Here is a 21,906-nt window from a genome sequence, read left to right on the forward strand (position 1 = left end):
TACCAGAGCGGGTGGTCAGCCCAGCAGGGTTTCCAGCACGGCCATGCGCACGGCGACGCCGTTGGCGACCTGGCGCAGCACCCACGACTGCGGGCCGTCGGCCACGTCGTCGGTCACTTCCACGCCGCGGTTGATCGGGCCCGGGTGCAGCACCGCGGCATCCTTGCCGGCGCGCGCCAGGCGCTCGCGGGTCAGGCCGTACTGGGCGTGGTACTGCTCCAGCGACGGCACCAGGCCTTCTTCCATGCGCTCGCGCTGCAGGCGCAGCATCATCAGCGCGTCGACGCCTTCCAGCATCGCGTCGAAATCATCGCCGACCACGCAGCCCTTCAGGGTCTCATCGTCCGGCAGCAGCGACTGCGGGCCGCACACGCGGATCTCACCCACGCCCAGCGTGCGCAGCGCATGCAGGTCGGTGCGGGCCACGCGCGAGTGCTTCACGTCGCCGACGATCACCACTTTCATCTTCGAGAAATCCGGGCCCTTGGCCTGGCGCAGGGTCAGCATGTCCAGCAGGCCCTGGGTCGGGTGCGCGCTGCGGCCGTCACCGGCGTTGATCAGTGCGGTGCCCTCGCCCGCCGCTTCTGCCAGTGCGGCTACCGCGCCATCCTCCGGGTGGCGCACCACGAAGCCGCGCACGCCCATCGCTTCCAGGTTGCGCAGCGTATCGCAGGCGGTTTCGCCCTTGCGGGTGGACGAGGTCGAGGCATCGAAGTTGAGCACATCGGCGCCCAGGCGCTGCGCGGCCAGCTGGAATGAGCTGCGGGTGCGCGTGGACGGCTCGAAGAACAGCGTGCACACCGCCGAACCGGCCAGCACGTGGCGCTTGTTGCCGACGCGGCCGACTGCGGCATCGCGGATCTGACCTGCCCGGTCAAGCAGCTGCAGCAGGGTCCCGCGCGGCAGGCCCTCCAGGGTCAGCAGGTGGCGCAGGCGTCCGGAGGCATCGATTTGCTGGGCGGTCATGGCGGTGTCGGGCAGTCAGGGAATGGGGGTGGCGTCGTCGGGGGACGACAGCCAGCGGTCGATGATCACCGCCGCGGCCACGGCATCGAGCGCGGCCGCATCACGGCGGCGCTTGCGCCCTTCGGCGCGCTCGACGGCGAAGCGGCGGGCGGCCTCGACCGAGCTGGAACGCTCGTCGATCATCACCACCGGCAGCTTGAAACGTTCCCGCAGCTGGCGGGCGAAGCCCTGCGCGCGCTTGCGGTTGGGTTGGTCCTGGCCGTCCAGGGTCAGCGGGTCGCCGACCACCAGGCCGTCGGGCTTCCATTCCTTGAGCAGGCGTTCGATCGCGGTCCAGTCCGGGCCATTGCCGTGCACATCGACCACCGCCACCGCGCGCGCATGCGCAGCGAAGGCACTGCCGATGGCCACGCCGATCCGCCGCGAGCCGACGTCGAAACCCAGAACGGTGCCGTCACGGCGGATCGCCGGGGCAGCAGGAGCCGGTACGGGCGTGGCCGGCTCAGACATGGCCGCTGTAGTCGGTCAGGCGGAACAGGTCCACGCCGATGCGCGAGGCCGCACCCTGCCAGCGCTGCTCCAGTGGCAGCTGGAACACCAGCTCGGCATCGGCCGGCACGGTCAGCCAGCTGTTCTCGGACAGCTCGCTTTCCAGCTGCCCTGCGCCCCAACCGGCACAGCCGAGGGTGACCACGGCATTGGCCGGGCCTTCGCCACGCGCCATCGCTTCAAGGATGTCACGCGAAGTGGTCAGGTACAGGCCGTCACCCACGATCAGGCTGGAATCCCACGCCCGCGCGTCGTCATGGATGACGAAGCCGCGCTCGGGATGCACCGGGCCGCCGTTGAGCACCATGCGCGCCTGCAGGTCGCCGTCACCGGTGGTGATGTCCATCTGGGCAAGCACTTCACCCAGCGTGTACTCGGAAGGCTGGTTGACCAGCACGCCCATCGCCCCGTTCTCGTCGTGCTGGCAGATCAGCGCGACGCTGCGGGCAAAGGTCGCGTCGAGCAGCGACGGCAGCGCGACGAGGAGGTGATCGGCGAGGGAGGTCGGCGTTACAGGCATGGTCCCATTCTACCTGCTGGGGGCGGGATGGTCGCGCAAAGGCGGCGAACCGCGATGGGCTAGGATGGTGCTTTGCCATGGAAGGTCATCGATGCAGTCTTCATCGCCCCTGACCCTGCCGGCACGCAGCGCCATCGTCCTGATTGCCCTGCTGCAGGGTCTGATGCTGTATGCCGCGCAGGAACTGTCCGATGCGTGGCCGTTCCGCGATATCGGCTGGCGCTACTGCTGGTACGCCTGGGTGCTGGCCATTCCCAGCGCGGTGGCGCTGAGCCTGGTCGAGCTGGGCCAGCGCCGCCTGTGGCTGCAGGCCGTGCTCGGCTCGGCGGTGGTGCTGGCGCTGGCCGCCTGGATCGGCTGGAACCTCACTGGCGAGACCGCGCTGGAGTCGAGCGCGCTGCAGTTTCCACTGACCCTGGGCATGGCCGTGGCGGTGTTCGTGGTGCTGCCCTGGTGGCAGTTCCAGCTGCAGCACGGGCACTGGCGCGCCAGCTACCCCGAGCTGTTCGAGCGCGCCTGGCAGAACGGTTTGACCCTCGCCCTGGCGGCACTGTTCACCGGGCTGACCTGGCTGCTGCTGTGGCTGTGGGCGGCGCTGTTCCAGCTGCTGGAGGTCACCGTCTTCCGCGACCTGTTCCGCCAGGATGCCTTCATTGCGCTGGCTACCGGCAGCCTGGCCGGGTTCGGCGTGCTGATCGGGCGCACCCAGCACCGTGCGATCCAGATCACCCGCCAGGTGCTGTTCGCGATCTGCCGCGGACTGCTGCCGCTGCTCTCGTTCATCGCCGTATTGTTCGTGCTGAGCCTGCCGCTTACCGGGCTGGAACCGCTGTGGAAGACCCGCTCGGCCGCCAGCCTGCTGCTGGTGCTGTCGCTGTTGCTGGTGACGTTCACCAATGCGGTCTACCAGCAGGGGGACGACACCGCGCCCTACCCCGTCGTGCTGCGCCGTCTGGTTGAAGCCAGCCTGCTGGCGCTGCCGGTCTACGCCGCACTGGCGCTGTACGCACTGGGGCTGCGCGTGGTGCAGTACGGCTGGACCGTGGACCGGTTCTGGGCGGTACTCGTCGCAGTGGCCGTGGCCGGCTATGCCGTGGGCTACGCGCTGGCGGTGCTGCGCCGGCAGCGCCGCTGGTTGCAGATGCTGGAGCCGGTCAACCGCTGGATGTGCTGGGCGGTGCTGGCACTGGCATTGCTGGGCAACTCGCCGCTGCTGGACCCGGTGCGGCTGACCCTGTCCAGCCAGCTGGCGCGCCTGCGTGCCGACCCGCCCGCGATCACCAGCAGTGACGTCAACGTGCTGCGCTTCGATCTTGGCCACCGCGGCGTGCGGGCGCTGCGCGAACTGCAGCGTGATCCAGCCATCACCGCCGATGCCAACGCGCCACAGGTGATCGCTGCCGCGCTGGCACTTACCTCGCGCTGGGATGACGGCCAGCGCCTCGACAAGGGGCCGCAGGACGTCGTCGCCCTGCAGCGCGCGTTGAAGCTGGCCAAGGGATCCAGCTCGCCACCGGACGACTGGTGGCAGGCACTGGCCACGCGCGCGATCGATGGCGAATCCTGCGCCCAGAGCGAGCGCGACTGCCTGATCGTGCATCGCGATCTGGATGGCGACGGGAACACCGACGTGCTGCTGTGCGAGCTGTACACCATCCGTGGGCCGGACTGCGTGCTGTACGCACGTGGCAGGGACAACCACTGGCGCCGGGCCGGTTCGCTGTTCGGCACCGCCAGCGGCCAGGCCGAGGCGATCAACCAGGCGCTGCGTGATGGCAAACTCACTCTCGAACCACCACGCTGGCCGATGCTGTCCATCGGTGGGCGCCCCGGAGTGGCCATCGATCCCGAACCCGAATCCAGCGAGTCTTCCCCATGAGCGGCTACTGCCTCATCGCCCCGGGCCATCCGGTGCACGACTACTACCACGCCAATGAATACGGCTACCCGCAGCGTGACGAGCGCGAGCTGTTCGAGCGGCTGGTGCTGGAAATCAACCAGGCCGGGCTGAGCTGGGAAACGATCCTGAAAAAGCGCGAGGGCTTCCGCGTGGCCTATGACGGCTTCGATGTCGACCGCGTGGCGGCCTATGCCGAGCAGGACATCGAGCGCCTGCTATCGGACGCGGGCATCATCCGCAACCGGCTGAAGGTACTGGCCGCCATCCACAACGCGCAGGTGATCCAGCAGCTGCGGGCCAGTCATGGCAGCTTCGCGGCGTGGCTGGATGCGCATCACCCGCGCAGCAAGGCCGATTGGGTGAAGCTGTTCAAGAAGACCTTCCGCTTCACCGGTGGCGAGATCACCGGCGAGTTCCTGATGAGCCTGGGCTACCTGCCCGGCGCGCACGCCGAGGATTGCCCGGTGCATGCGCGGCTGCTGAAGCTGTCGCCGCCGTGGTTGCAGGCCGCCGCCCGCTGAGGGATCTCCGCGCGTGGGTGCCGGTAGTGCCGGCCGCTGGCCGGCAACCCCGTTGAACGGTCACACGCCCATGTAACGGCCGGGGCGGTGGTTGAACATCAGCACCAGGCTGAGCACCACCGCGCCGATGGCCGAGTACAGCACCTTCGATGGCGACAGCACGAAGAACGCGGCTACCATCAGGCAGGCGTCGTAGGACATCTGCACCTTGCCGGCGCTCCAGCCTCGGGTGCGCTGCAGGTACACCGCCAGGATGCCGATGCCGCCAAGGCTGGCGCGGTGTCGGATGAAGAACAGGATGCCCAGGCCTGACAGCGCACCACCGACGATCGCCGAATACAGCGGGTTGATGTGCGAGAAGTCGATCCAGCGCGGCAGCAGGTCGGTCAGCACGCCACAGGCGGTGACCGCGGCGAAGGTCTTCAGGGTGAATTCCCAGCCCATGCGCCGCAGCGCCACCCAGTAGAACGGCAGGTTGACCAGCACGAACACCAGGCCGAAGTTCCAGCCCATCGCGTAGTGCAGCAGGAAGGCCATCCCCGCCATGCCGCCGATCATCAGCCCGCCCTTGGCGAAGATGGCCAAGCCCAGCGAGGCCACCATCGTGGCCAGCACCATGCCCTGCACGTCCTCGGCGATCGAGTGACGCAGCGCTTTTTCGTCGGCGGTGGTGCCAGCACTGTCGGGCGGCGGGGTCAGCGGACCGGCGGTGACCAGGTGGCCGTCAGCGTCGTCGCACGGCGCGGGGCCATGGGAAGGAAGGGACATGCGGTGGGGGAACAGCAGGTGGGGAGCGGTATTAGACACGATCTGCATGACAGTTGCAGATGAAATCGTTCAGCTGAATGCGCCTCGCACTGCCCCCGGCTCGGCGCTGCTCAGCCCTTGCCGGCCAGATGGTGAGCCACCAGTGCGTTGGCATGGCCATGGCCCAAGCCATGTTCACTCTTCAGGAAGCTGACCAGTTCCATGTGTTTCAGGCCCTTCTTCCCGGCCAGCAACCCGAACCAGTGCGCCACCGGCTGCCCGTAGGTCTTCTCGATGGAGGGGAAATACGAGGCCGGGCCTTTCGGCTTGGTGTCAGTGCTCATGTGCAGCTCCCGTTGAAGTCATTCATTCGACGAACCACAGACGCAGAAATCGACACACCCAAACGTCCGACCCCGCCTCGCCCGACAGGCCGCAGCCAACTGTCGAAGGCGGGGTGGGTCCGGTTGAGGGGGTGTGAGCGGCATGGATGCCGCGACCAAGCCCCCATGGATGGGTTTACGGCGTCCCCCTCAACCGGGCCCACCCCGCCATCTCACGGATAGCCAGTTTTTGAAGTTGACGTGGCCGTTGACGTTGCTTCGGCAGGTGCCGGGCGCAGCCCGGCCGTATCATTCCAGCATGCCCCGCGAAAACCTCAACGACCTGCAGGCCTTCGTCCACGTTGCCCGCGAGGGCAGCTTCACCCGGGCCGCCGCCCAGCTGGGCGTGTCCCAGTCCGCGCTCAGCCATGCCATGCGCGGCCTGGAACAGCGCCTGGGCGTGCGCCTGCTGACCCGTACCACCCGCAGCGTATCGACCACCGAAGCCGGTGCCCGCCTGCTCGACACCCTGGGCCCACGCCTGGCCGAGATCGAGGACGGGCTGGCCGCACTGGCCGAGTACCGCGAACGCCCGGCCGGCACCATCCGCATCAACGCCACCGGCCATGCCGCCGAGTACATCGCCTGGCCGCGGCTGGCGCCGTTGTTGCAGCGTTATCCGGACCTGAAGGTGGAACTGACCACCGACTACGGCCTGGCCGACATCGTCGCCGAGCGCTACGACATCGGCATCCGCCTCGGCGAGCGCCTGGCGCGCGACATGGTCGCGGTGCCGATCAGCCCGCCGCTGCGCATGCGCGTGGTCGGTGCACCCAGCTACTTCCGCCAGCACGTGGTGCCGCAGCATCCGGACGACCTGGCCAAGCACAACTGCGTGACCCTGCGCCTGCCTACGCATGGGGGACTGATGCCGTGGGATTTCGGCCAGGATGGCAACGAACTGAGTGTGCGCGTTGGCGGGCAATGGACGTTCAACACCATGGGCATGACCCGCGCCGCTGCGCTGGCCGGCAGCGGACTGGCCTGGCTGCCGGAAGACCAGGTGCAGCCGATGCTGGACGATGGCCGCCTGCAGTCGGTGCTGGACGACTGGTGCCCGCACTTCGATGGCTACTACGCGTACTACCCGTCGCGCCGCCACATCACCGTGGCGATGCGCACGGTGCTTGATGCGCTGCGCGGGCCGCTGGGGTGAGGGTCGAGGCGTGCGGACCAACGGTCCGCACCCACCACCAACGGTCCGCACCCAGCTGGTGATCAGCCCTTGGCCTGCGCAGCACGCTGCGCGTTGTAGCGCTCGCCGACGATCGACACTTCGTCCAGCGCCTGTGCGATGCGTTGCAGCTCCTCCGGTGCCAGCTGCAGGTCGGCCGCGCCCAGGTTTTCTTCCAGGCGATGGATCTTGGTGGTGCCTGGGATCGGCACGATCCACGGCGCCTGTGCCAGCAGCCAGGCCAGCGCCACCTGCGCCGGCGTCGCGCCCCGTGCTGCCGCAATCGTACTGATGCGATCCACCAGCGCCTGGTTGGCGCGGCGCGCCTCCACTTCGAAACGCGGAACGCTGTTGCGGAAATCGTTGGCATCGAAGGTGGTGTCGGCGTTGATCGTGCCGGTGAGGAAGCCGCGGCCAAGCGGGCTGAATGGCACGAAGCCGATGCCCAGCTCCTGCAGCGTCGGCAACAACACGCGCTCCGGTTCGCGCCACCACAGCGAGTACTCACTCTGCACGGCGGCAACCGGCTGCACCGCATGCGCGCGACGCACGGTGGCAGCGCTCGCCTCGGACAGCCCGAAGTGGCCGACCTTGCCTTCGGCGATCAGGTCGCGCACGGTGCCAGCCACATCCTCGATCGGCACGTTCGGGTCGACGCGGTGCTGGTAGAACAGGTCGATATGGTCGGTGCGCAGGCGCTTGAGGCTGGCTTCGGCAACGGCACGGATATTCTCGGGGCGGCTGTCCAGGCCGTCATCGGTGCGCGCGCCCTTGAATCCGAACTTGGTGGCAATCACCAGCCTGTCGCGGTAGGGCGCCAGCGCGCGGCCGAGCAGGTCTTCGTTGGTGTACGGACCATACACCTCGGCGGTGTCGAAGAAGGTCACGCCGCGCTCGACGGCGGCCTGCAGCAGGGCGATGCCCTGGCCCTGCTCGACCGGCTGCCCGTAGGCATGGGTCAGGCCCATGCAGCCCAGGCCGAGGGCGGAAACCTTCAGGCCACTGCGGCCCAGTTCGCGTGTCTGCATCGTCGTGCTCCAGAGGGGGAGTGATGACGATACGCCTGTCGTGGCGCTGGATTGAGCCAGCCCGGCCGCAGTCGGTCATGACCGGAATTCATCAATCCAGCCACGACCGATACCGGCCAGGTCAACGGATCTCCGAGATCTCCACGCCGTCCAGCCCCTGCGACAGGGTACGTGCGTCGCCGCCCTGGCTGAGCTTGATGCGCAGGCGCACCTCGTTCTGCGAATCGGCGTAGCGCAGCGCGTCCTCGTAGCTGATCTCGCCGGCCTGGTACAGCTCGAACAGGCTCTGGTCGAAGGTCTTCATGCCCAGCTGGACCGAGTCCTTCATCACTTCCTTCAGCTTGTGGATCTCGCCGTCGCGGATGTAGTCCTGCACCAGCGGCGTGCCCAGCAGGATCTCCATCGCCACCTTGCGCGAGCGGCCATCGGGCGACGGCACCAGCTGTTGCGCGACCACGCCCTTGAGATTCAGCGACAGGTCCATCAGCAGCTGGTTGCGGCGGTCTTCCGGGAAGAAGTTGACGATGCGGTCCATCGCCTGGTTGGCGTTGTTGGCATGCAGGGTGCACAGCACCAGGTGGCCGGTTTCGGCGAACGCGATGGCGTGATCCATGCCTTCGCGGGTACGCACCTCGCCGATCATGATCACGTCCGGCGCCTGGCGCAGGGTGTTCTTCAGCGCGGCTTCCCAGCTGTCGGTATCGATGCCGACTTCGCGCTGGGTGATGATGCAGCCCTCGTGCTTGTGCACGAACTCGATCGGGTCTTCGATGGTGATGATGTGGCCGGTCGAGTTCTGGTTGCGGTAACCGATCATCGCTGCCAGCGAGGTCGATTTACCGGTACCGGTGGCGCCGACGAACAGGATGATGCCGCGCTTGGTCATCGCCAGCGTCTTGATGATCGGCGGCAGGCTCAGTTCTTCCACGGTCGGAATGCGCGTCTCGATGCGACGCAGCACCATGCCGACCTGGTTGCGCTGGTAGAAGCAGCTGACGCGGAAGCGGCCGACGCCGGACAGGCCGATGGCGAAGTTGCATTCGTGCGTCTTCTCGAATTCCTCGCGCTGCGCCGGGGTCATCACGTTGAGGACCAGGTCGCGGCTCTGCTGCGGCGTGAGCGGGGTCTGGGTGATCGGCGAGATCTTGCCGTTGACCTTCATCGCCGGCGGCATGCCGGCCGTGATGAACAGGTCCGAGGCGCGCTGGTGCGCCATCAGCTTGAGGAACGAAGTGAAATCGATGGTGGTCGCGGTGCTGTTCACGGCGGGCTCCCAAGAGGGCATGTACCAGGAAACGGTCGGTGGAGGAAACGGCACGGAGACGGCGCCGCACTGGTGCACGCCGCCCGTGGTTGTCCCGCCTTACTCGAACAGGCGCTTGTCCTTGGCGTACTCGCGGGCCTGGTTGCGGGTGATCAGGCTGCGCTTGACCAGGTCCTGCAGGTGCTGGTCCAGGGTCATCATGCCGTACTGCTGGCCGGTCTGGATGGCCGAGTACATCTGCGCCACCTTGTCTTCGCGGATCAGGTTGCGGATGGCCGGGGTGCCGACCATGATTTCCCACGCTGCGGTGCGACCGCCGCCAACCTTCTTCAGCAGCGCCTGCGAGATCACCGCACGCAGCGACTCGGACAGCATCGAACGCACCATCGGCTTTTCGCCGGCCGGGAACACGTCGATGATGCGGTCGATGGTCTTGGCCGCCGAGCTGGTGTGCAGGGTTCCGAACACCAGGTGGCCGGTTTCCGCGGCGGTCAGTGCCAGGCGGATGGTTTCCAGGTCGCGAAGTTCGCCCACCAGGATGATGTCCGGGTCCTCACGCAGTGCCGAGCGCAGCGCTTCGTTGAAGCCATGCGTATCGCGGTGCACTTCGCGCTGGTTGATCAGGCACTTCTGCGAGGTGTGCACGAATTCGATCGGATCCTCGACGGTGAGGATGTGGCCGTATTCGTTCTTGTTGATGTAGTCGATCATCGCCGCCAGCGTGGTCGACTTGCCCGAACCGGTGGGACCGGTCACCAGGATCAGGCCCTGCGGTTGCTGGATCACCTCGCGGAACAGCGGCGGGCAGGCCAGGTCCTCGAGGGTGAGCACCTCGGACGGAATGGTACGGAACACCGCACCGGCGCCACGGTTCTGGTTGAACGCGTTCACACGGAAGCGCGCCAGCGACGGGATCTCGAAGGAGAAGTCCACTTCGAGGAATTCCTCGTAATCGCGGCGCTGCTTGTCGGACATGATGTCGTACACCAGCGCATGGACCTGCTTGTGGTCCAGGGCCGGGATGTTGATCCGGCGAACGTCGCCGTCCACGCGGATCATCGGCGGCAGGCCTGCGGACAGGTGCAGGTCGGACGCTTTGTTCTTTACGGAAAACGCCAGCAGTTCGGCGATATCCATGAGCGGCTACTCCCCAATAACGGCTTCGACTGGAAGGATCTTTCCCCGGGCGGCAGTATAGCCTCCTGATTCAACGGAACGCGTTACGTGGCCACTCCCCTGCCCCAGATCCTGAGCAACCTGCATGCCGCCGCCGAGGCGGCCGGCCGGCCCGATCCGCGCCTGCTGGCCGTTTCCAAGACCCAACCGGCCGAGGCCGTGGCCGCGCTGGCCGCGCAGGGCCAGCAGGCCTTCGGCGAGAACTATGTGCAGGAAGCGCTGGCCAAGATGCAGGCGCTGCAGCACCTGGCGCTGGAGTGGCACCTGATCGGCCACCTGCAGTCGAACAAGGCCGAGGCCGTGGCCACCCACTTCGATTGGGTGCAGAGCGTGGACCGGCCCAAGCTGGTGACGGCGCTGGCGCGCCATCGCCCGGCAGCGCGTGGTCCGCTGAATGTGCTGATCCAGGTCAACATCGACGATGAATCCAGCAAGCACGGCTGTGCGCCGGAGGATGTCGAGGTGCTGGCCGCTGCGATTGCCGCCGAGCCCACCCTGCGCCTGCGTGGCCTGATGGCGATTCCCGCGCCATGGCCCGAGGCGGAACGCCGTCGGGATGCGTTCGTGCGCATGCGCACACTTTTCCAGTCGCTGGCCGCCCAGCACGCGCAGGTCGACACGCTGTCGATGGGCATGAGCAGCGACTACGCCGACGCCATCGCCGAGGGCGCCACTTTGGTGCGCATCGGCACCGCCCTGTTCGGCGCGCGTCCTCGCCCGGCCTGATCTTGCAAGGAGAGTTTCATGACAGCTGATTCCATCACCTTCATCGGCGGCGGCAACATGGCGCGCAGCCTGATCGCCGGCCTGATCCGCCAGGGCGTGCCCGCCGCACACATCCACGTGGCCGAACCGGTTGTAGCACTGCGCGAGTCGCTGGCCACCGATTTCGGCGTGCAGGTGCACGACAATGCCGCCGATGCCGCCGCACAGGGCCGCACCTGGCTGATGGCGGTGAAGCCACAGGTGCTGCGCGAGGTCTGCCAGTCGCTGCAGGCACTGGCCCAGGCAAGCCGGCCACTGGTGGTGTCGATCGCCGCCGGCATCACCAGCGCGCAGCTGGAACGCTGGCTGGGCGGCAACCTGCCGGTGGTGCGTGCAATGCCCAACACGCCGGCCCTGCTCGGCGCCGGCGTGACCGGCCTGTATGCCACGCCGTCGGTGGATGCACAGCAGCGCTCGCAGGCCGAACAGGTATTGGCCAGTGCCGGCCGTACCGTGTGGATCGAGCGCGAGGCGCTGATGGATTCGGTCACTGCCGTGTCCGGCAGCGGGCCGGCCTACGTGTTCCTGCTGGCCGAAGCGATGGAAGCGGCGGGCATTGCCCAGGGCCTGCCGGCCGACGCCGCGCGCACGCTGGTGGTGCAGACCCTGCTGGGCGCCTCGCGCATGCTCGATGAAGCCGGCGAAAGCCCGGCCGAGCTTCGCCGCCGTGTGACCTCGCCGAACGGCACCACCCAGGCCGCGATCGAGAGCTTCCAGGCCGGTGGTTTCGAAGTGCTGGTGGACAACGCGCTGCGTGCTGCGCAGGTGCGCGGGCAGGAATTGTCTGCGGCGAATGATTGATCCCGATGTGTGCCGACCAACGGTCGGCACCTACCATCATCCACGCATGGCGTGGATGCTCATTGCCCAAATGTGGCCATGACGAAATCCACGAAGCACTGCAGCCGCGGGCGCGGCCGTCGATCCGGCAGGTAGATCAGATGCATCGGTCGCGGTTCGGGCAGGTAGTCGCGCAGCAGCGGCTTCAGGCGCCCTGCTGCGATCTCCCCCGCCAACAGCGCGGTGGGCTGCAACACCAACCCGGCCCCGGCCACGGCGGCTTCGCGCAGCGCGAACCCGTCGTTGCAGGTCAGCCGCGCCTCCCAATCCACCTGTTCACCGTTGGCCAACTGCCAGCCATGGCCACCACGCCAGGCAAGATGGCTCAGGCAATCATGCCCCTGCAGGTCCGCCGGCGTGCGTGGCGTGCCGCGCCTGCGCAGGTAAGACGGCGCCGCGCACAGGCTCATCGCATACGGCGGCAGCGGCCGCGCCACCACCTCCTGCGATGGCAACGGCCCGACCCGGATCGCCACGTCGAAGCCGTCCTCGATCAGGTCCACACGGCGGTTGCTCAGATCCAGTTCGATGTTCAACTGCGGCTGCGCGCGCAGCAGGCCGGCCAGCTGCGGCGCCAGCACGCAGCTGCCCCAGGTGGTCGGCGCACTGACCCGCAGCAGGCCACGCGGCTGTACCTGCAGACCGGCCACATCGGCCTCGGCCTGCTGCACCTGCTCCAGCACTTGCCGGCAGCCGGCCAGATAGGCGCTGCCGGCTTCGGTCAGGCGCTGGCGGCGGGTGTTCCGTTGCAGCAGCGCGGTGCCCAGATGCGCCTCCAGCTGCTGGATGTACTTGCCCACCATCACCGCCGAGACCTGCAGCTGTTCGGCGGCGCCGGCGAAGCTGCCACGCTCGGCCACGGCAACGAAGGCCTGCATGCATCGAAGGGTATCCATTACTAATCCCTAGTTAGGAATCTGCGAATCATACGCCGCTTACCTAACACCATTGTGAGGGCGCAGACTGCGCTCACTCCCTTACGCAAGGAACGGCCATGAAGATCCTCCTCGTTGGTGCCAGCGGCACCCTCGGCCAGGCAGTCGCCCGCCAGCTCGGCCAACAGCATCAGATTCTCGCCGCCGGCCGCAGCAGCGGCGAACTGCGCGTGGACCTGACCGATGACGCCAGCGTCGCCGAACTGTTCGCACGTACCGGCCCGGTCGATGCGGTGATTTCCACCGCCGGCAAGCTGCACTTCGGCCCGCTGCAGCAGATGACGCCGGCGCAGTTCAACCTCGGCCTGCAGGACAAACTGCTGGGCCAGGTGAGGCTGGCACTGGCCGCGCAGCATCATCTCAACAGCGGCGGCTCGATCACCCTGACCAGCGGCATCGTCAGCGCACAACCGATCCGCGACGGCGTCAACGCCACCTCGGTGAATGCCGCACTGGAAGGCTTCGTGCGCGCAGCCGCACTGGAGCTGCTGCCGCGCGGCCTGCGCATCAACGTGGTCAGCCCGAACGTACTGATCGAATCGATGGCCGCCTACGGCCCCTACTTCCCGGGCTTCGAGGCGGTAAGCGCACAGCGCGCGGCACTGGCCTTCCAGCGCGCGGTGGAAGGCATCCAGAGCGGCGAAACCATCACGGTCTGGTAAGAAAAAGGGGACGGAGGGGATTAAGTCGCAAGTGCACAAACGACATAATCCCCTCCGTCCCCTTTTTGTCGCTCACTCCCAGCGCATCGGGCCGTCGCCGCGCTCGCCGAGGACGTCGCCGGGATTGGCCAGGCGGCAGTGCTGCAGCGACAGGCAGCCACAACCGATGCAGCCGGTCAGTTCGTCGCGCAGCAGCTGCAGCATGTGGATGCGCTCTTCCAGCTCGGTGCGCCAGCGCGCGGACAGCCTGGCCCAATCCGCTTTGGTCGGTGCGCGTCCGTCAGGCAGGCTTTCGAAGGCACGGCCGACTGCTTCCAGCGGCATGCCCACCCGCTGCGCCACGCGGATCACCGCCAACCGGCGCAGCACGTCCCGGCTGTAACGACGTTGGTTGCCCGAGGTGCGCAGGCTGCTGATCAGCCCCTTGCGCTCGTAGAAATGCAGTGCGGAAACGGCCACGCCACTGCGCTGGGAGACCTCGCCAACGCTGAGTTCCTGGGATGCCATTGCTTGACCTCAACTACAGTTGAGGTGGCATGCTGCTACCTTCGCCGCCCGTTGACAAGCGCGGCCTGCACCTGACCCGTATGACCCCGACCCTCTCTCCCGCCGACACCCACCTGCCGGCTGACAGCTCGATCCTGTCCGCGCGCTACCGCGCCACGACCATCGGCATGGTCGCACTGGTCGCGCTGCACGCCTTCGAAGCACTGGCCGTCGCGGCCGCGATGCCCACCGTGGCCGAAGCACTCGATGGACTGCGCCTGTACGCACTGGCCTTTGGCGGCACCCTGGCCACCAGTGTGATCGGCATGACCCTGGCCGGGCGCTGGGCCGATCGCCACGGCCCCGCGCGGCCACTCTGGTACGGCCTGGGCTGCTTCGTGCTGGGCCTGCTGCTGGCCGGCTTTGCGACGCGCATGGGCATGCTGGTGGCCGGGCGCCTGATGCAGGGCCTGGGCGCGGGCGCGATTTCGGTCTCGCTGTACGTGATGGTCGGCCGCAGCTACCCCGAACACCTGCGGCCGAAGGTGTTCGCGGCGTTCTCCGCAGGCTGGGTGGTGCCCTCGATGGTCGGCCCGGCGTTGAGTGGCCTGATGGTGCAGCACCTGGGCTGGCGCTGGGTATTCCTGGCAGTGCCACTGCTGGCGATACCGGCCGCACTGCTGCTGCGCCCGGCACTGGCGCGCATGCAACCTCCCGTTGCGGTCTGCAACGATGGCGAACGCAGCAACGTGGTGCGCTGGGCCTCTGGCGCCTCACTGGCCGCACTACTGCTCTACGTCGGCGGCCAGCAACAGGGCATGGCCGCCCTGCTCTGCATCGGCGTGGCGATGCTGGCGCTGCTGTTCTGCGTGCATCGGCTGCTGCCGGCCGGAACCCTGATCCTGCGCCGCGGCCTGCCCAGCGTGATCGCGTTGCGCGGCATTGCTGCAGCGGCGTTCTTCGCCTGCGAGGCCTATCTGCCCCTGCTGCTGCAGCGCGAACGCGGGCTCTCGCCCAGCTGGGCAGGCGCCGTGCTCAGCCTCGGTGCGCTGGGCTGGTTCGCCGGTTCATGGCTGCAGGGCCACCAGCAGCGTGGCTGGTCACGCCAGCAGCTGCTGCGCGTTGGCACGGTGATGATGACGTTCGGCATCGCCGCAACGCTGTCGGTGCTGTTCAACCCGATGCCGCTGCCGGTCGCGCTGGTCGGCTGGGCCGTCACCGGCTTCGGCATGGGCATGATCTACGCCAGCCTGTCGGTGCTGACCCTGTCGCTGTCAGCACCGCATGAGCAGGGTGCCAATACCTCGGCGCTGCAGCTGAGCGAGGCGTTGTCGGTGACCACCGCGCTGGCGGTGTCCGGCGCGTTGTTCGCCATGTTCGTGGAAAGCGCGCCGCACACCGGCTACCTGCTGTGCCTGGCCATCACCTTCGGTCTGGCGGTGCTGGCCGCAGTGATCGCGCGGCGGGTGTAGCGCCGCCGGATTCCGGTAGTGCCGGCCGCTGGCCGGCAACCTCCGCGCACGCGGGAATCCCATGATGGCGACGGCCAGAGGCCGGCATTACCGTGTACCGGCTCCCACATCATCGATATCCCGATGCAGGATGCGGCGCACTTCCAGCACGGCCTGCGGGGTCTCCTGCACGCTGTGGCCGGAAATGATCACCTTCTCCGACAGCGCGCCCGGCAGATGCGCGCTCCAGTACGGCACCAGCCCGTCATCGGACTTCTCCACCGGCAGCTCCGGCTTGCGCTGGGCGATGATCGAGTGGTACTTCAGGCCCGCTTCGATCGGCAGCTGTGCGGCGGCCTTCACGAACGGATCGCTGGCCTTGAGGTTGTCGATGCTGTTGGGAATCTTCGGCTTGGCGGTGCCGTCGACCTGCTGCTCGGCCTGTGCCAGCGCCATGAACACGTCCTCGAACTTGCCGAGAATGGTCAGCGGCAGGCGTACCAGGCGCCCGATCAGCCGCCCGACCTTGTTGCCTGCGATATCCGTGCCCTGGTGCGGCGCGGCGATGAAGATCGCGCGTTCCACGTTCGGCTGCGCCTTGAAATGCAGCAGTGGCCCCAGCTTGGCCTGCACCCGCTTCAGCCGCTCGCCCTTCAGGTCATAGTTGGCCAGCAGGTCATCCCACAGCACATCACCCGAGTCGCTCACCAACAGCCGCGCGAGCACGCCGCCCATGCTGTGGCCGATATAGACCATGTCCTTCGATGCGCGTGTGCTGCCGTTGGGGTCGAAGTGCTTGAGCGTGTCATTGAACGCGTTGGCGATCTCGTAGCGGTTCAGCGCGATCGGTGCATTGGTCGGGTAGTAGACCTGCCACACCTGGAACTGCTGGCGCAGCTCGGGGTCGCCCATGATCTCGTTGGCCAGGTTCACCCAGGCTTCCGGGCTGCTGGCCAGGCCGTGCAGCATGAAGATGATGCGGCGGTTCGGGTCCCACGGCTGCATCAGGTAGATGTGCGGTTCGCCGATGCCCTCACTCATGCCGAACAGGGTGCGCAGTGACTGCCGGGCGAAGCCACTCTGCGCCAGCCACAGGCCGTAGGCAGCGGTGAAATTGCCGGCCAGCGGCACCTGTTCGCCGTGCAGGGTGATGCGTTCAGTGGCCTCCGGCGAATAGGCGTCCAGTTCAACCCGGCGCGTGCGCATCACGTCTTCCAGGCTGCTGCCTTCGAAACGCAGCAGCGCGGTGACGTTGATCGAGGACATCTCGCTGAATTCCGGCACCGAATCGTCATGCCGATGGCGGCGGCCACGGCGCTCGTCGTCAGCATCATCCGCCGCTGTTTCCGCCTTCGGCCCATCGCCCGCGATCACCGGCGCGACCAGCTTGGGCGGGTCCATCACCATCACCAGCTCGGCACCGAAGCCATCGCGGCGATAGGTGCTGCGCAGGCCGACGAAGCTGACCGTGCCGGCCGGCACCAGCTGCGCCGGAATGCTCTTCAGGTTCAACTGCTGATAGTTGGAGGCCAGCGACCAGCTGCCGACCGAGATCGGCTTCGTATAGTCCTCGCCGGCCAGTGCCGCTGCACGCGCGCGCACGAACAGCACCACCGCCGCCTTCTCGGCGGCGTAGTTGTAGTAGTCGCGCACCTGCGTCTGCCGGTCTTCGAAGGCGCGGTCGGACGGCGAGCGGCCGCTGTAGAACAGGTAGGCATAGGCATAACGCGCGGCTTCCAGCCAGGCATCCAGCGCCGCATCGCTCATCGGCGGATCGCCAGCGGCGGTCTTCTTCGGCGTCAGCGCCAGCGCGGCCTTCACCCACAGTTCGGACAGCGCCGACAGCCGCTGCTCGACGTTGAGGTCATCGGTCATCAACAACGTGCTGCGGCAGACCAGGAAGTCCTTCTCGCACTGCGACTCATCCAGGCCCGCCGCACTGAGCGTCTCGCGCGCGGCCGGGCTGAGCTTGCCGGTGTTGAGCACATCGGCGCGCTTGTTCACCAGCGAATCGCTGGACTTCACCTGCTTGACAGTCACCATCGCGCAGCCGCTGCTGCCCAGCAGCAGGAAGGCGGCGAACAACACCGGCAGCGCGCGCTGCCAGCGGATCAGGAAGAGTCGGGTCATTACTGCGGGTCCTGCTCGGTGCCGGGCACGCCCTGGCGGATCACGGCAGAGAAGTGGTCGCCGCTGCCCAGGTCCAGCGCACGCTGGGTGATGCGGCCCTTGTCATGCAGTTCGGCATAAGGCACGCCCGGCGTGAGCGCGCCGACCTCCTGTGCGTATTCGGCCAGGTAGCCGGACAGCAGCAGGCGGTAGTCCAGCGGCAGGCGCGGCGCGATGTGGCGGGCCAGATCGAAGACGATGGTGGTGCAGTTGCTGGTGAGCGTGTTGTAGAAGCCCGGCTTCGCATCCAGTTCGCGCGCCTGCGCGATGTACGCGGCGAACAGTTGCTTCAGCTGCGCCTGGTCCATGCCGTGCAGGCGGTACAGGTAGACATCCTCGCCACGCGCGTTGGTGCGGGTGCGGATGATGTCGGTCTCCTCCGCGGCCACCAGGGTCATCTCGAATTTGCGGAAGAAGCCGCCCAGCGCCGAGAACGATTCGCCGCGTTCCTTGCGGATCTCCAGCGAGAACACCACGTGGCGCCCATCCTCGAAACCGAACGAGATCAGGGTGTGGGCGATCGCCGGGCCCATCCAGTACGACAGCACCAGATCGGCCGAGCGGAGTTGGTCCAGGTCGTACGCGCGGCGCACCCAGTGCGCGTCGTAGTCGGTCTCGCTGCGCCAGGTGAAATCACGAACGTTGTCGAGCACCACGTGGCGCCCGTCGAAGGACACCACGTGCAGGCGCTGGGCCACGTCATCGGCCCAGACGCGGTCCTGGCGCGGGGTGAGCAGCAGCCACCACAGGCCGGCCAGCGCCAGCGACGCGCCGAACGCCATGCCCAGGCAACGATGGCCACGGCCACGCGCGACCTGCCACGACGCCCACAGCGCAACCAGCAGCCACAGCACCGCAATGCCATTGGCCAGCCAGCCCGGCCCCGGCATCTGATAGGCCAGCAGCCCGGTCACCCACAACGCTGCCAGCGCCATGGCACTTCCTGTCATCCAACGTCCTGCGGCTCTCACTGGCATCCTGTCGCGGTCCCGAAGCCGCATAGTTAGCCACAAGCGGGTTCACCGTGGCATCTACGGCCCGTTCAGGGACCGCGGCGCACCGTCTGCGGCGGTCCATGCGGCCAGGTTCACCTCACAGGAGCAACGATGGGCATCACTTCCGTGGCCGGCGTTCCGGTCCAACCCCAGCACCGCGCCACCTGCCACTGCGGCACGGTCGAGCTGTTGCTGGACCTCCCGGACGGCATCGTCGACCCGCGCCGCTGCGACTGCTCGATGTGCCGGCGCCGGGGTGCCATCGCCGCCAGCGTCCCCCGCCAGGGCCTGCAGGTGGTGCGCGGGCAGCATCACCTGCAGAAGTACCAGTTCAACACCCATGTGGCCGAGCACTACTTCTGCGGGGTGTGCGGCATCTACACCCATCACCGGCGCCGCTCCAACCCCGACCAGTACGGCTACAACGTGGCCTGCCTGGAGGGCATCGACCCGTTCGCGCTGGGGGTGATCCCGGTCAGCGATGGGGTCAACCACCCATCAGACCGCACCGGCTAGTGGCGCGTGCGCCGCGGTGGCGTGGCCACCTTCTGCCAGGGCGCCATGCCGCTGCGCCCGGCCCGCGCCGGGCGTTTCAGCCAGGGCCGGCGTGACGGTGCCTGTGGCGCGTCCTCGACCGGGGGAGGAAGGGGTCGACGGCTGGGCCAGAGATGGTCGAGCAGCCACATGGCGGGGCTCCGTGGGGGACGGGGACGATCAACACTAGGCCCGGGTGGGCATAGGCGGCGTGAGCGGGACACGACAACGGGATGACGGCGGAGGCGGCGATGAGCCAGCTACACCAAGTTCCCGACCAAGGCACCTGTCCTTTTCCGCAGCAACAGGCGCAACACGGCGGCACAGGCGGCGGTCAGCAGCGCCAGTACGCGCAGCAGTGTCGCCAGCGCCTCACTACTGGCGTGCTGCAGCTGCATGCGGCTCATCGTCGGTAGCAGTGCCTGCGCCTGTTCCCGCGCCCCCGTGGCCAGATAGGCACCGGCACGCACCAGCGATGCCGGCGACGCGCCCTGCAGCTGACGGCCGATCAGCAGCGCAAGCAAGGCAGTGACTGCGGCCAACGCGATGCCTTCGCCGGCCACCCGCACGGTTCCGAATATGCCTGCGGCCATGCCGGCACGTTGCACCGGTACCACGCTCACCGACAGTCCATCCATCAGCCCCCACGGCAAAGCCGTGCCTGCGCCGACCAGCATCAGCAGCGGCACCCACTGCAAGGGCGACGGGTGCGACGCCTGCCGCGACAACAGGTACAGGCCGGCGGCACACACCAGCAGACCCAGCGTGCACAGCCGCGCACTTCCCACGCGCTCCGCCCAACGCGCGGCCAGCATCGGCAGGACCAGCATCGGCGCGGACAGCGCCAGCATCTGCAGTCCCACCAGCGTCGCGCTCTGGCCATGCACGCCCAGCAGTTGCACAGGTAACACGACCAGCAGCACCACGTAGCCGAAGCAGGTCGCCACCGGCAGCAGCTGGACACCGAGGAACGCCGGTTGCGAGAACAGTGAGAGGTCCAGCAACGGTGAGGGGTGCCGCCGTTCGATGAAGACGAACACCCCGCCCAACAGCAGCGTCACCAGCAGCGCCAGCCGCACGCGCGCGGCATGCAGGCCGAACTCGCCCAGCCACAGCAGCGCCAGGGTCAACGCCGCCAGCGTCAGGCTGAAACTCAGCATGCCGCCGATATCCAGTGGTCGGCGCTCGCCATGACTTTCAGGCAACGCGCGTGCCCCCAGGCCGAAGGCCACCAACGTGAGCACACCGCCCGCGGCGAACACGCTGCGCCATCCCAATGTCTGCAGCAGCAGGCCCGCGAGCAGGGGCCCCAGCGCCAGCCCCATGCCGAACGTGGTGCCCAGCAGGGCGAAGACACGGGCACGCGCCGGCCCCTGCCAAGCCTGTGCCAGCAGCGCCGTGCCGGATGCCAGCGCCGCCGCCGCGGCAACGCCCTGCAACCCGCGCGCCAGATCCAGCCATAGCAGCGTGCGAGCAAGGCAGACGGCGGCGGTGGCGGTGGTGAAGCCCGCCGTGCCCAGCAGGAACAGCCGCCGACGGCCATATCGATCGGCCAAGCCGCCCGCAGCGAGCAACAGACTGCCGAAGGTGAGCATGAAGGCGTTGGTCACCCAGGCCAGCGCGGTGGGCGAAGCCGCCGCGGAACGGGCCAGCGCCGGCACCGCGACTGCACCGGCAGAGAAGGACAACGGCAACGCCAGCGCGGCCAGGCAGACCGCAAGCAGCGCCCAGCGCTGCTGCGCGCGGACAGGTACAGGGAGCATCGAATCCGGGGCCATGCGGGCCTCCATCCATCAGGGGCATTGATGATGGACAGGCCGCTATTCCAGAAAAACAGGCTCGGTGGATGTTGATTGCGGCGAGATGTTCCGCAATCATCCAAGCATGGACTCCATCTCCGCCCTGCTCGCCTTCGTCCGCACCGCGGAGGCCGGCAGCATTGTCGGTGCCGCCCGCGTACTCGGCCTGTCAGCCTCGGCCGTCGGCAAGCGCATCGCCCGGCTTGAACAGGAACTCGGCACGCGCCTGTTCCAGCGCACCACCCGCCGCGTGCATCTCACCGACGAAGGCGAACTGCTGCTGCAGCGCTGCCGGCGTGCACTGGACGAGCTTTCCGAAGCACAGGCGGACCTGGCGCAGCGACAGCACGCCCCCAGCGGGCTGCTGCGCATCGGCCTGCCCACCATCGGCTACCGCTTCCTGCTGCCGGTGCTGCCCGGCTTCCAGCAACGCTATCCGCAGGTGCAGCTGGAACTGGACTTCAACGACCGCATCGTCGATGTGGTCAGCGAAGGCCTGGATGCGGTGATACGCAGTGGCGAACTGGCTGATTCCAGCCTGACCGCACGGCGACTGGGGGGTTTTCGTTTCATCCTCTGTGCGGCGCCGGGCTATCTGCAGATGCATGGAACGCCCGGCGATGTGGGCGACCTGCGCATGCATACCGCGCTGCGCTTCCGTTACCCCACCACGGGAAAGCTGCATCCGTGGCAGCTGCCGGGCATCGAAGGCGACGCCGGGGCGCGCCTTCCCACGGCGATGACCTGCAACAACATGGAAGCCGTGCTGGCCGCTGCGATCGGATGCATGGGCCTGGCCTGGATGCCTGACTTCCTCGCCGCTGACGCGCTGGCTGATGGCCGCCTGCAACAGGTGCTGCCCACACTGCCCACGCACCAGGGGCAGTTCTCGCTGCTGTGGCCCGGCGGGCGCCATCCCAGTGCACGCTTGCGGGTGTTCATCGACTACGCCGTTGCGCACCTTTTCCGCCCGGAAAAGGGGACGGAGGGGATTAAGTCGTAATTGGTCCTGCTGTGCCTGAAACGACTTAATCCCCTCCGT

Annotated in this window: 21 protein-coding genes and 1 pseudogene; 9 read left to right on the forward strand and 13 right to left on the reverse strand. The window is 67.7% G+C overall.

What is annotated here, in order from left to right:
- Positions 1–15 precede the first annotated feature (15 nt).
- From AC5P53_RS12350 to AC5P53_RS12360, 3 genes are read right to left on the reverse strand one after another with little or no spacing between them, the layout of a single operon-like run.
- A complete protein-coding gene (locus AC5P53_RS12350) occupies positions 16–966 on the reverse strand; it encodes an aspartate carbamoyltransferase catalytic subunit (RefSeq protein WP_014646226.1) in 951 nt (316 codons plus the stop codon).
- Positions 967–981: 15 nt separating this feature from the next.
- Positions 982–1,476 (reverse strand): Holliday junction resolvase RuvX, encoded by a 495-nt coding sequence (ruvX, locus tag AC5P53_RS12355; protein WP_049440988.1) that lies wholly within the window; start codon positions 1,474–1,476, stop codon positions 982–984.
- Positions 1,469–2,035 carry a YqgE/AlgH family protein gene (locus AC5P53_RS12360; RefSeq protein WP_014646224.1) on the reverse strand — a complete coding sequence of 189 codons (567 nt, stop codon included), beginning with the start codon at positions 2,033–2,035 and terminating at the stop codon, positions 1,469–1,471. Before AC5P53_RS12360 ends, ruvX begins: the two co-directional genes overlap by 8 nt.
- Before the next feature lie 91 nt (positions 2,036–2,126).
- Here AC5P53_RS12360 and AC5P53_RS12365 point away from each other — a divergent pair, with 91 nt between their 5' ends.
- On the forward strand, positions 2,127–3,914 hold the full coding sequence (locus AC5P53_RS12365; protein WP_495227397.1) for a DUF4153 domain-containing protein: 1,788 nt from the start codon (positions 2,127–2,129) through the stop codon (positions 3,912–3,914).
- Positions 3,911–4,456 (forward strand): DNA-3-methyladenine glycosylase I, encoded by a 546-nt coding sequence (locus AC5P53_RS12370; protein ID WP_241887205.1) that lies wholly within the window; start codon positions 3,911–3,913, stop codon positions 4,454–4,456. The genes AC5P53_RS12365 and AC5P53_RS12370 overlap by 4 nt, the downstream gene beginning before the upstream one ends.
- Before the next feature lie 60 nt (positions 4,457–4,516).
- Here the strand turns inward: AC5P53_RS12370 and AC5P53_RS12375 are convergent, their stop codons facing one another.
- Together AC5P53_RS12375 and AC5P53_RS12380 are read right to left on the reverse strand one after the other, a co-directional pair.
- On the reverse strand, positions 4,517–5,224 hold the full coding sequence (locus tag AC5P53_RS12375; RefSeq protein WP_014036228.1) for a YitT family protein: 708 nt from the start codon (positions 5,222–5,224) through the stop codon (positions 4,517–4,519).
- Between the two features lie 110 nt (positions 5,225–5,334).
- Positions 5,335–5,547, reverse strand: a complete 213-nt coding sequence (locus AC5P53_RS12380; RefSeq protein WP_014646220.1) for a DUF4287 domain-containing protein — start codon at positions 5,545–5,547, stop codon at positions 5,335–5,337.
- A 298-nt stretch (positions 5,548–5,845) separates the two neighbouring features.
- Here AC5P53_RS12380 and AC5P53_RS12385 point away from each other — a divergent pair, with 298 nt between their 5' ends.
- Entirely contained in the window at positions 5,846–6,742 is an 897-nt protein-coding gene (locus tag AC5P53_RS12385) for a LysR family transcriptional regulator (RefSeq protein ID WP_169410503.1), read from the forward strand.
- A gap of 62 nt (positions 6,743–6,804) precedes the next feature.
- Here the strand turns inward: AC5P53_RS12385 and AC5P53_RS12390 are convergent, their stop codons facing one another.
- The 3 genes from AC5P53_RS12390 to AC5P53_RS12400 form a co-directional block, all read right to left on the reverse strand.
- Complete coding sequence (locus AC5P53_RS12390) at positions 6,805–7,788, reverse strand: aldo/keto reductase (protein ID WP_169410505.1); 984 nt, start codon at positions 7,786–7,788, stop codon at positions 6,805–6,807.
- A gap of 121 nt (positions 7,789–7,909) precedes the next feature.
- The gene (locus tag AC5P53_RS12395) at positions 7,910–9,052 is read right to left on the reverse strand and encodes a PilT/PilU family type 4a pilus ATPase (RefSeq protein WP_014036222.1); all 1,143 of its coding nucleotides are present in this window, start codon (positions 9,050–9,052) and stop codon (positions 7,910–7,912) included.
- 99 nt (positions 9,053–9,151) lie between these two features.
- Complete coding sequence (locus AC5P53_RS12400; RefSeq protein ID WP_004147099.1) at positions 9,152–10,189, reverse strand: type IV pilus twitching motility protein PilT; 1,038 nt, start codon at positions 10,187–10,189, stop codon at positions 9,152–9,154.
- 87 nt (positions 10,190–10,276) lie between these two features.
- On the opposite strand from AC5P53_RS12400, the gene AC5P53_RS12405 reads away from it, so the two are divergent.
- Both AC5P53_RS12405 and proC read left to right on the forward strand, forming a co-directional pair.
- Complete coding sequence (locus AC5P53_RS12405; RefSeq protein ID WP_032958502.1) at positions 10,277–10,954, forward strand: YggS family pyridoxal phosphate-dependent enzyme; 678 nt, start codon at positions 10,277–10,279, stop codon at positions 10,952–10,954.
- 18 nt (positions 10,955–10,972) lie between these two features.
- Positions 10,973–11,794: a pyrroline-5-carboxylate reductase gene (proC, locus tag AC5P53_RS12410; RefSeq protein WP_241887203.1), complete on the forward strand. Its 822-nt coding sequence runs from the start codon at positions 10,973–10,975 to the stop codon at positions 11,792–11,794.
- A 59-nt stretch (positions 11,795–11,853) separates the two neighbouring features.
- On the opposite strand, the gene AC5P53_RS12415 is transcribed toward proC, so the two are convergent.
- Positions 11,854–12,729 (reverse strand): LysR family transcriptional regulator, encoded by an 876-nt coding sequence (locus AC5P53_RS12415; protein ID WP_014646215.1) that lies wholly within the window; start codon positions 12,727–12,729, stop codon positions 11,854–11,856.
- A 71-nt stretch (positions 12,730–12,800) separates the two neighbouring features.
- Between AC5P53_RS12415 and AC5P53_RS12420 the strand changes: the two are divergent.
- Positions 12,801–13,430 (forward strand): annotated as a pseudogene (locus AC5P53_RS12420) (short chain dehydrogenase); the annotation flags it as partial.
- 72 nt (positions 13,431–13,502) lie between these two features.
- On the opposite strand, the gene soxR reads toward AC5P53_RS12420, so the two are convergent.
- Positions 13,503–13,937 (reverse strand): redox-sensitive transcriptional activator SoxR, encoded by a 435-nt coding sequence (gene soxR / locus AC5P53_RS12425; protein WP_021202603.1) that lies wholly within the window; start codon positions 13,935–13,937, stop codon positions 13,503–13,505.
- A gap of 29 nt (positions 13,938–13,966) precedes the next feature.
- Here soxR and AC5P53_RS12430 point away from each other — a divergent pair, with 29 nt between their 5' ends.
- Positions 13,967–15,388 carry an MFS transporter gene (locus AC5P53_RS12430; RefSeq protein ID WP_049441002.1) on the forward strand — a complete coding sequence of 474 codons (1,422 nt, stop codon included), beginning with the start codon at positions 13,967–13,969 and terminating at the stop codon, positions 15,386–15,388.
- 87 nt (positions 15,389–15,475) lie between these two features.
- On the opposite strand, the gene AC5P53_RS12435 is transcribed toward AC5P53_RS12430, so the two are convergent.
- Together AC5P53_RS12435 and AC5P53_RS12440 are read right to left on the reverse strand one after the other, a co-directional pair.
- Positions 15,476–17,497, reverse strand: coding sequence for an esterase/lipase family protein (locus AC5P53_RS12435; protein WP_014646211.1), 2,022 nt, complete (start codon positions 17,495–17,497; stop codon positions 15,476–15,478).
- Positions 17,497–18,471, reverse strand: a complete 975-nt coding sequence (locus AC5P53_RS12440) for an Lnb N-terminal periplasmic domain-containing protein (RefSeq protein WP_495227404.1) — start codon at positions 18,469–18,471, stop codon at positions 17,497–17,499. Before AC5P53_RS12440 ends, AC5P53_RS12435 begins: the two co-directional genes overlap by 1 nt.
- Before the next feature lie 171 nt (positions 18,472–18,642).
- Here AC5P53_RS12440 and AC5P53_RS12445 point away from each other — a divergent pair, with 171 nt between their 5' ends.
- Entirely contained in the window at positions 18,643–19,047 is a 405-nt protein-coding gene (locus AC5P53_RS12445; RefSeq protein WP_014646209.1) for a GFA family protein, read from the forward strand.
- A 278-nt stretch (positions 19,048–19,325) separates the two neighbouring features.
- Here the strand turns inward: AC5P53_RS12445 and AC5P53_RS12450 are convergent, their stop codons facing one another.
- Entirely contained in the window at positions 19,326–20,843 is a 1,518-nt protein-coding gene (locus AC5P53_RS12450; RefSeq protein WP_241887202.1) for an MFS transporter, read from the reverse strand.
- Between the two features lie 106 nt (positions 20,844–20,949).
- Here AC5P53_RS12450 and AC5P53_RS12455 point away from each other — a divergent pair, with 106 nt between their 5' ends.
- Positions 20,950–21,867 (forward strand): LysR family transcriptional regulator, encoded by a 918-nt coding sequence (locus AC5P53_RS12455; RefSeq protein WP_241887201.1) that lies wholly within the window; start codon positions 20,950–20,952, stop codon positions 21,865–21,867.
- The last annotated feature ends 39 nt before the right edge of the window (positions 21,868–21,906 follow it).

The organism is Stenotrophomonas sp. YJH_SMC_82 (assembly GCF_059368875.1).